This is a genomic window from Polaromonas sp. P1_E1_2, from assembly GCF_056406035.1.
This window is the reverse complement of the sequence record NZ_JBFUAZ010000109.1, coordinates 1-9,186: the sequence shown is the minus strand read 5'-3', so window position 1 is coordinate 9,186 and position 9,186 is coordinate 1. Positions and strand designations below refer to the sequence as shown.

General features: G+C 61.5%; 9 protein-coding genes. All 9 read left to right on the top strand.

The annotated features are described in order from the left end of the window. The coding region (locus AC1D1P_RS07835; protein ID WP_477672594.1) for a glutamate synthase-related protein at positions 1-1,993 on the top strand (1,993 nt) is incomplete at its 5' end. A 114-nt stretch (positions 1,994-2,107) separates the two neighbouring features. Next, positions 2,108-3,574: a glutamate synthase subunit beta gene (locus AC1D1P_RS07830; RefSeq protein WP_477672593.1), complete on the top strand. Its 1,467-nt coding sequence runs from the start codon at positions 2,108-2,110 to the stop codon at positions 3,572-3,574. Between the two features lie 665 nt (positions 3,575-4,239). Continuing rightward, positions 4,240-5,085, top strand: coding sequence for an ABC transporter ATP-binding protein (locus tag AC1D1P_RS07825; RefSeq protein WP_477669875.1), 846 nt, complete (start codon positions 4,240-4,242; stop codon positions 5,083-5,085). Beyond that, positions 5,082-5,876, top strand: a complete 795-nt coding sequence (gene mlaE, locus AC1D1P_RS07820) for a lipid asymmetry maintenance ABC transporter permease subunit MlaE (protein WP_457279722.1) — start codon at positions 5,082-5,084, stop codon at positions 5,874-5,876. Before AC1D1P_RS07825 ends, mlaE begins: the two co-directional genes overlap by 4 nt. A gap of 131 nt (positions 5,877-6,007) precedes the next feature. Beyond that, positions 6,008-6,514, top strand: coding sequence for an outer membrane lipid asymmetry maintenance protein MlaD (gene mlaD / locus AC1D1P_RS07815; RefSeq protein WP_457279721.1), 507 nt, complete (start codon positions 6,008-6,010; stop codon positions 6,512-6,514). Beyond that, positions 6,511-7,287 (top strand): MlaA family lipoprotein, encoded by a 777-nt coding sequence (locus tag AC1D1P_RS07810; protein WP_477669874.1) that lies wholly within the window; start codon positions 6,511-6,513, stop codon positions 7,285-7,287. The genes mlaD and AC1D1P_RS07810 overlap by 4 nt, the downstream gene beginning before the upstream one ends. A 193-nt stretch (positions 7,288-7,480) precedes the next feature. Further along, positions 7,481-8,131, top strand: a complete 651-nt coding sequence (locus AC1D1P_RS07805) for an MlaC/ttg2D family ABC transporter substrate-binding protein (protein WP_477669873.1) — start codon at positions 7,481-7,483, stop codon at positions 8,129-8,131. 13 nt (positions 8,132-8,144) lie between these two features. After that, positions 8,145-8,426, top strand: a complete 282-nt coding sequence (locus AC1D1P_RS07800) for an STAS domain-containing protein (protein WP_477669872.1) — start codon at positions 8,145-8,147, stop codon at positions 8,424-8,426. 100 nt (positions 8,427-8,526) lie between these two features. Further along, positions 8,527-9,186 (top strand): ABC transporter ATP-binding protein (locus AC1D1P_RS07795; protein WP_477672592.1); only part of this gene is annotated, 660 nt, incomplete at its 3' end.

The window sequence follows — 9,186 nt, the reverse complement described above, 5'->3', positions numbered from 1 at the left end:
GAACCGCATCGGCGGCAAGAGCAACACGGGCGAGGGCGGTGAAGACCCGAACCGCTACCGGCAAGAACTCAAGGGCATCCCCATCAAGAAGGGCGAGACGCTGAAAAGCGTGATCGGCCCTAAACAGGTCGAGGTTGATTTGCCGCTGCAGGACGGCGATTCGCTGCGCTCGCGCATCAAGCAGGTCGCGTCGGGGCGTTTTGGTGTCACGGCCGAATACCTGGTGTCGGCGGACCAGATCCAGATCAAGATGGCCCAGGGCGCCAAGCCCGGCGAGGGCGGCCAGCTGCCCGGCGGAAAAGTCAGCGAATACATCGGCCACCTGCGCTACTCGGTGCCCGGCGTCGGTTTGATCTCGCCGCCGCMSCACCACGACATCTACTCCATCGAAGATCTGGCCCAGCTGATCCACGATCTGAAGAACGTGAACCCGCGCGCCAGCATCAGCGTCAAGCTGGTGAGTGAAGTCGGCGTTGGCACCATTGCAGCGGGCGTGGCCAAGGCCAAGTCCGACCACGTGGTAATTGCCGGCCACGACGGCGGCACGGGTGCTTCGCCCTGGTCGTCCATCAAGCATGCCGGCTCGCCCTGGGAAATTGGCCTGGCCGAAACCCAGCAGACCCTGGTGCTCAACCGCCTGCGCGGCCGCATCCGCGTGCAGGCTGACGGCCAGATGAAAACCGGCCGAGACGTCATCATCGGCGCGCTGTTGGGCGCTGATGAATTCGGTTTTGCCACCGCGCCGCTGGTCGTTGAGGGCTGCATCATGATGCGCAAGTGCCACCTCAACACCTGCCCTGTTGGTGTGGCCACACAAGACCCTGTGCTGCGCCAGAAATTCAGCGGCAAGCCCGAGCATGTGGTCAATTACTTCTTCTTCGTCGCCGAAGAGGCGCGCCAGCTGATGGCGCAGCTCGGCGTGCGCAAGTTTGACGACCTGATCGGCCGCGCCGACCTGCTCGACACGCAAAAAGGCATCGAGCACTGGAAAGCCAGCGGCCTCGATTTCGCCCGCCTTTTCTACCAGCCGAATGTGCCGGCCGACGTGCCGCGCATGCACGTGATGGAACAAGACCACGCGCTCGAAAAAGCGCTGGACGTGCGTCTGATCGAAAAATCGAAAGCCGCAATTGAAAAGGGYGAAAAAGTCCAGTTCATCGAAGTGGCGCGCAACGTCAACCGCACCGTCGGCGCGATGCTGTCGGGCGAGCTGACACGCCACCACCCGCAAGGCCTGCCCGACGACACGCTGCGCATCCAACTCGAAGGCACGGGCGGCCAATCTTTCGGCGCCTTCCTGGCCAARGGCATCACCATGTACCTGATCGGTGACGCCAACGACTACACCGGCAAGGGCCTGTCGGGCGGCCGTATCGTCGTGCGCCCSAGYATCGACTTCCGCGGYGATGCGGTGAAGAACACCATCGTCGGCAACACCGTGCTCTACGGCGCAACCACCGGCGAAGCCTTCTTCAGCGGCGTGGCCGGCGAACGTTTTGCCGTGCGGCTCTCGGGCGCCACGGCGGTCGTTGAAGGCACGGGCGACCACGGCTGCGAATACATGACGGGCGGCACCGTCGCGGTGCTGGGCAAGACCGGCCGCAACTTCGCCGCCGGCATGAGTGGTGGGGTGGCTTATGTGTATGACGAAGACGGTTTGTTTGYCACGCGCTGCAACACGTCGATGGTGTCGATGGACCGCATCGTCACCACGGCCGAGCAGCACACCCATGACAAGGCCGACTGGCATGCCGAACAAAGCGATGAGGAATTGCTCAAGCGCCTCTTGCAAGACCACAACCGCTGGACCGGCAGCAAGCGCGCGCGCGAGCTGCTCGACAACTGGAGCGAGTCACGCCTGAAGTTTGTGAAGGTCTTCCCGAACGAATACAAGAAGGCGCTGATTGAGCGCAAGGAACGCCGCCTGGAAGCCGCGACCGAGACCACAAGGGCTCAGGTCGCCACCAACCAGGAAGCGGTGGCGGCCAAGTAAGGCTGCTGAAGCTCTCACGCCACCTTACGTTTGCTATTAAATTTATAGCTGCTTGCGCTCATCCTTAAAGGGCTGGCGGCATAAAACGCTTAAAAGAATTGCACAGGACGCATCATGGGAAAAATCACCGGCTTCATGGAATACGAGCGCATCGAAGAGGGCTACAAGCCCGTGCCGGAGCGCCTGAAGAACTACAAGGAATTTGTCATCGGGCTGGACGACGCGCAGGCCAACAAGCAGGCCGCGCGCTGCATGGACTGCGGCACGCCGTTTTGCAACAGCGGCTGCCCGGTCAACAACATCATTCCTGACTTCAACGACATGGTGTTTCGCGCCGACTGGAAAAACGCGATCGACACGCTGCACAGCACCAACAACTTCCCCGAGTTCACCGGCCGCATCTGCCCGGCACCCTGCGAAGCCGCCTGCACGCTGAACGTGAACGACGACGCCGTCGGCATCAAGTCCATCGAGCACGCCATCATCGACCGCGCCTGGTCCGAAGGCTGGGTCAAGCCTGTGATGCCCAAGCACAAGACCGGCAAGAAGGTTGCCGTGGTCGGCTCCGGTCCCGCCGGCATGGCCGCCGCGCAGCAGTTGGCGCGCGCCGGCCATGAGGTGACGCTGTTCGAGAAGAACGACCGCGTCGGCGGCCTGCTGCGCTACGGCATCCCTGACTTCAAGATGGAAAAGGTCCATATCGACCGCCGCGTCGAGCAAATGAAGGCCGAAGGCGTGAACTTCCGCACCGGCGTGATGGTGGGCAGCCTGCCTAAGGACTCCAAAGTCACCAACTGGGCGAAAGAAAGCATTACCCCTGAGCAACTCCAGAAAGACTTCGATGCCGTCATCCTGACCGGCGGCGCCGAACAATCGCGCGACCTGCCCGTCCCCGGCCGCGACCTGGACGGCGTTCACTTCGCGATGGAGTTTTTGCCCCAGCAAAACAAGATCAATGCCGGTGACAAGGTCAAAGGCCAGCTGCGCGCCGACGGCAAGCACGTCATCGTGATTGGCGGCGGCGACACCGGCTCCGACTGCGTGGGCACCAGCAACCGCCACGGCGCGGTCAGCGTCACCCAGTTTGAACTGATGCCCCAGCCGCCCGAGGAAGAAAACCGCCCCATGACCTGGCCTTACTGGCCGATCAAGCTGCGCACCTCTTCCAGCCACGAAGAAGGCTGCGAGCGCGAGTTCGCCATCTCCACCAAGGAACTGATTGGCGAAAAAGGCAAGGTCACCGGCCTGAAGACCGTTCGTGTCGAATGGAAAGACGGCAAGATGGTGGAAGTGCCTGGCTCCGAGCAAACCCTCAAGGCCGACCTGGTGCTGCTGGCCATGGGATTTGTTTCACCGGTGGCGTCGGTTCTGGACGCGTTCGGCATCGAAAAAGACAACCGTGGCAATGCCAAGGCCCATACTGACTTCACCGGTGGCTACGCCACCAACGTGCCCAAGGTGTTTGCCGCCGGCGACATCCGCCGCGGCCAGAGCCTGGTGGTATGGGCGATTCGCGAAGGCCGCCAGGCCGCGCGCGCCGTCGACGAGTTTCTGATGGGCTTTAGCGACCTGCCTCGCTAAGCGCCGCGCCCGGCCTTCGCAAATCGCCCCAAGGGGCGGTTAAATAAACCCCAWGCTTGCGCTTGGGGTGCGCGTAGGCCGCCAGGCCGCGCGCGTGGTCGACGAGTTTCTGATGGGCTTTAGCGACCTGCCTCGCTAAGCGCCGCGCCGGCCTTCTCAAATCGCCCCAAGGGGCGGTTAAATAAACCCCAAGCTCGCGCTTGGGGTGCGCGTAGGCCGCCAGGCCGCGCGCGCGGTCGACGAGTTTCTGATGGGCTTTAGCGACCTGCCTCGCTAAGCGCCGCGCCGGCCTTCTCAAATCGCCAAAAAGGGGCGATTGTGAGGCCCAAGCTGGTGCCCGGGTTGCGTGAAATGGTGCCAAACCTCCAGAAATCACCCAATTGGCGTGACGGTCCGTTGCGCTTTGCGCACACCTGCCTGGTTGGCAAATAACACCGAAAACCCCGGGTGCTATCAAAAAAATAGCTGCTTGCGCCGGATAGTTGTGGCTTGCGGCCACTATCGGCCCGATAAGGCGGCCGCTTTTTTGGGCCACCCTCGCTGCTTTAGGCCGCTCAGCCCAAGGTTTTTGGTTTCCGGTCAGGGGCTGTATAAGGGCAAACCCCGTATCATTCGGTATTACTTACCCAAGCCAACACACCTGCTGGCCTGTCTTTTCTCCTTCAATGCCCGACATTTCCGCTTCATCATTGGTTGAGTTCAAGGATGTGACGTTTTCCTACCCCGGCTCCGCCGGTGATCGCGTCATCCTGGACAAGGTCACGCTGTCCGTGCCTCGCGGCAAGGTTACCGCGCTGATGGGCGCTTCGGGAGGCGGCAAAACCACCGTGCTGCGCCTCATCGGCGGGCAGCAAAAGGCTGTCAGCGGCGCTGTGCTGTTCGACGGCAAGGACGTCGGCAAGCTGGCCCAGGCGGAACTCTATGCCGCGCGCCGTCGCATGGGCATGCTGTTCCAGTTCGGTGCGTTGTTCACCGATCTGAGTGTTTTCGACAATGTGGCGTTTCCCTTGCGCGAGCACACCGAATTGGGTGAAGCCCTGATCCGCGATATCGTGCTGATGAAACTCAATGCGGTGGGCCTGCGCGGCGCGCGGGACCTGCTGCCCAGCGAGATTTCGGGCGGCATGGCCCGCCGGGTTGCGCTGGCGCGGGCCATTGTGCTGGACCCGGAACTCATCATGTACGACGAACCGTTCTCCGGGCTCGATCCGATCTCGCTCGGTACCGCCGCGCAGCTCATACGCCAGCTCAACGATACGCTGGGCATTACCAGCGTGGTGGTGTCGCATGATCTGGAAGAAACCTTCCGCATTGCCGACAAGGTCATCATCCTGGCCAATGGTGGCATTGCGGCGCAGGGCACACCTGACGAGGTGCGTCGCTCCACCGATCCGCTGGTGCACCAGTTCGTCAATGCCGAAAGCGAAGGCCCCGTGAAATTCCACTATCCGGGCCCCACTGTGGATGCCGATTTCGGCGACCCGGCGGCCAAATCAGGGAAGCGCGCATGAGCCGCTATAGCCCTGTCGCGCTGATTTCCGGCCTCGGTTTTTCCGTGCGCAGCCAGCTGGCCGAGCTGGGCTACGCCGCGCGGTTGATGTCCCGGCTGGTGGCCCTCACCGGCCCGGCCCTGGCCCGCTTTGGCCTGGTGCGCGACCAGATTTTCTTTTTGGGCAACTACTCGCTGGCCATCATTGCCGTGTCGGGTCTGTTTGTCGGCTTTGTGCTGGGCCTGCAGGGCTACTACACGCTGCAGCGCTATGGCTCGGCAGAAGCGCTGGGCTTGCTGGTGGCGCTCAGCCTCGTGCGCGAACTCGGGCCGGTGGTCACTGCTTTGCTGTTTGCCGGCCGCGCCGGCACGGCGTTGACGGCCGAAATCGGCCTGATGAAAGCCGGCGAACAGCTCTCAGCCATGGAAATGATGGCGGTAGACCCGGTGCGGCGCATCCTGGCGCCCCGCTTCTGGGGCGGCATCATCGCCATGCCCCTGCTGGCTGCCGTGTTCAGCGCTGTGGGCATCATGGGTGGCTGGCTGGTGGGTGTGGTCATGATCGGTATTGATGCGGGCTCCTTCTGGAGCCAGATGCAGTCCGGTGTCGATGTCTGGCGCGACGTAGGCAACGGCATCATCAAGAGTTTTGTGTTTGGCGTCACGGTCACTTTTGTGGCCTTGCACCAGGGTTTCGAGGCCCAGCCGACGCCTGAGGGCGTGTCGCGCGCGACCACGCGGACCGTGGTGGTTGCGTCGCTGGCCGTGCTGGGGCTGGATTTCCTGCTGACCGCCTCGATGTTCAGCCTTTAAAACCGTCTTCATACATTTTTAATTCGCCCATGAGAAAATCCTGCTTCCCAGTGTTTGCCTTGGGTGAACCCCGCAAGGACAAAACAGCCCGGAATGGCGAAAACGCCGGACCAGGCCACTGAAAGAAAACGATGCAACGTTCCAAAAATGATTTGTGGGTGGGTTTGTTCGTGTTGATTGGCGGCGCCGCCATCCTGTTTCTGGCGCTCAAGTCCGCGAATTTGCTCAGCCTGAATTTCGATACCTCCTACAAGGTGACGGCGAAATTCGACAACATTGGTGGCCTCAAGCCGCGAGCCGCTGTCAAAAGCGCTGGCGTGGTAGTGGGCAGGGTTGAAAATATCACTTTCGACGACAAGTCCTACCAGGCCAGCGTCAATCTGGCGATGGAAAGCCGTTACGTGTTCCCGAAAGACAGCTCGCTGAAGATTTTGACCAGCGGATTGCTGGGCGAGCAGTACATCGGCGTGGAGGCCGGTGGGGACGAGAAAAATCTTGCCGCAGGGGACGTGGTCAAAAACACGCAGTCCGCCGTGGTGCTTGAGAATCTGATCAGCCAGTTTTTATACAGCAAGGCGGCAGACAGCAGTTCCGGATCAGGGTCTGCGCCGCCATCAGGGACGCCAGAAAAAAAATGACAGCAGAAATCACGATGAAAAAACCGGCCGGCTGGGCTGCGGCAGTGCTTGCACTGGCACTTCTCCAGGGGTGTGCTACCGGTCCCAATGCGAGCCCATCCGATCCGCTGGAGCCGTTCAACCGGACCATGTTCAGTTTCAATGACGGCGTGGACCGCGCCGTCGTCAAACCCGTGGCAACCGCGTACCGGGATATCACGCCTGCGCCTGTGCGCACCGGTGTCACCAATTTCTTCGGCAACATTTCCGACGTGTGGTCCACCGTCAACAACCTGCTCCAGGGTAAAGGCCAGGCTTCTATCGAAAGTTTTTTCCGTGTCACGACCAATACCCTCTGGGGCGTGGGTGGCATTTTTGACGTTGCCAGCGATCTGAAGATTCCCAAACACTCGGAAGATTTTGGCCAGACGCTCGGCGTTTGGGGTGTGGGCTCGGGCCCCTACCTCGTGCTGCCTTTGCTGGGCCCTTCTTCCGCGCGTGATTCGGTAGGTTCGCTGGTTGATTACCAGGGCGACCTGGTAAGCCGGATCGACAATGTCCGTGCCCGCAATTCCCTGACGACTTTGCGCCTGGTGAACGCCAGGGCCAACGTGCTCGGGGCCGGTGATGTCCTGGACCAGGCCGCACTCGACAAATACAGCTTCACCCGCGAAATCTACCTGCAGCGCCGCCGTAGCCTGATAGGCGGGACTTCGGTGGAAAAAGAGGAACGTTACGATTTGCCGGAAGGCACATCGGCCGCCCCGGCGGCACCAGCCTCCGCCGCCAAATAGTGTCATCCCGGGTTTGAACAGGGGTCAAAAGGCTGTTGATTGCAAACAATATTTACAAGACTGCCGTAAAACTTCATTCACAGCCCGGAAACCATCCCGCAGAATAACCATCGAACCATCGGTTGCAGCAGCGACGTATCCATAGGGGTACTGCAATTTTCGCAGCCGCATGCTTCGTCATAGAAGGAAAATCATGAAACGCAGAACACTTGGCCATTTATTCACCGCCGCCCTCAGCCTGGCCCTGATGGGGTCTGCGCCGTTCGTTCGCGCAGCCGATGAGGCACCCGATGCCCTGATCAAGCGCGTCTCGGCCGATGTGCTGGACAACATCAAGACGGACAAGGCTGTAAAAGCCGGTGACCTCACCCGGGTGCTCGCGCTCGTCGACAGCAAGATCATGCCTAACGTGAACTTCACACGCATGACGGCCTCTGCCGTGGGCCGCAACTGGCGCCAGGCCACGCCTGAGCAGCAAAAGAAGCTTCAGGACGAGTTCAAGACCCTGCTGATCCGCACCTATTCCGGCGCATTGGCACAGGTCAGCGACCAGAGCGTCAATGTCAAACCGCTGCGTGCGGCTCCGGAAGACACTGAAGTCGTCGTACGCACCGAAGTTCTGGGCCGGGGCGATCCAATCCAGCTGGATTACCGCATGGAAAAAACCGCTACGGGCTGGAAGATCTATGACCTCAACGTGCTGGGCGTCTGGCTGGTGGAAACCTACCGTACCCAGTTCGCCCAGGAAATCAGCGCCAAGGGCGTCGATGGCCTGATCGCTTCCCTGGTTCAGCGCAACCAGTCCAACACCGGCGCAGGCGCAGCTGTTGCCAAGAAGCCCTGAGCAGGCATCGCCAGTGCTGACGCTTCCTTCTGTCCTCACGCATGCCGAGGCTGCCGGGTTTGCTCTCGGCCTCAAGCAGGCCGTGCTGTCCCAGCCGGCCGGCGTGGTGGCCGATGCAGGCGCGCTGAAGGAGTTTGACTCCTCCGCGCTGGCGGTGCTGCTGGAATGCCGGCGTGAAGCGCTGGCTGCCGGCAAGGCGTTTTCGGTGGCCGGCTTGCCGGCTCGCCTGCGTCAGTTGGCAGGCCTGTATGGCGTGGCAGAGCTGATTCCCGCCGCTGCCGCCCCGGCGGCCTGAGACGCCGCTTTCGGGTTTCTTCGCCCATCGGGGTCCTGACGCAGGGCATTCAGCCGCCGACCCGGATAAAAACAGCATCCGCCCTTAAAATGGCGGGCTCATGCCAGCGATCTCATTTCAGTCCGTCTCCAAAACCTACTCATCCACGCGAAATCAGACGGGGCCTGYTGTCAAGGCGCTGGACGAMGTCAGTTTTGATATCCGGCAAGGTGAATTTTTTGGCTTGCTGGGCCCTAACGGCGCCGGCAAAACCTCTCTCATCAGCATACTCGCCGGCCTTTCGCGCGCCAGCAGCGGCCAGGTCCTGGTGCATGGCAGCGACGTGCTCACCGACTATGCCAATGCAAGGCGAAAGCTCGGCGTCGTACCCCAGGAACTGGTGTTCGACCCCTTTTTCTCCGTGCGCGAGGCGCTGCGCATCCAGTCCGGCTATTTCGGCATCAAACGCAACGACGACTGGATCGACGAGCTGCTCGTCAGCCTGGGGCTGGCCGACAAAGCCAATGCCAACATGCGCCAGCTCTCCGGCGGCATGAAGCGCCGCGTGCTGGTGGCGCAGGCGCTGGTGCACAAGCCGCAGGTCATCGTGCTGGACGAGCCCACTGCTGGCGTTGATGTCGAACTGCGCCAGACGCTGTGGCAGTTCATCGCCAAACTCAACAAGCAGGGCAGCACGGTGCTGCTCACCACGCACTACCTCGAAGAAGCTGAGGCCCTGTGCAGCCGCATCGCCATGCTCAAGCAGGGGCGGGTGGTGGCG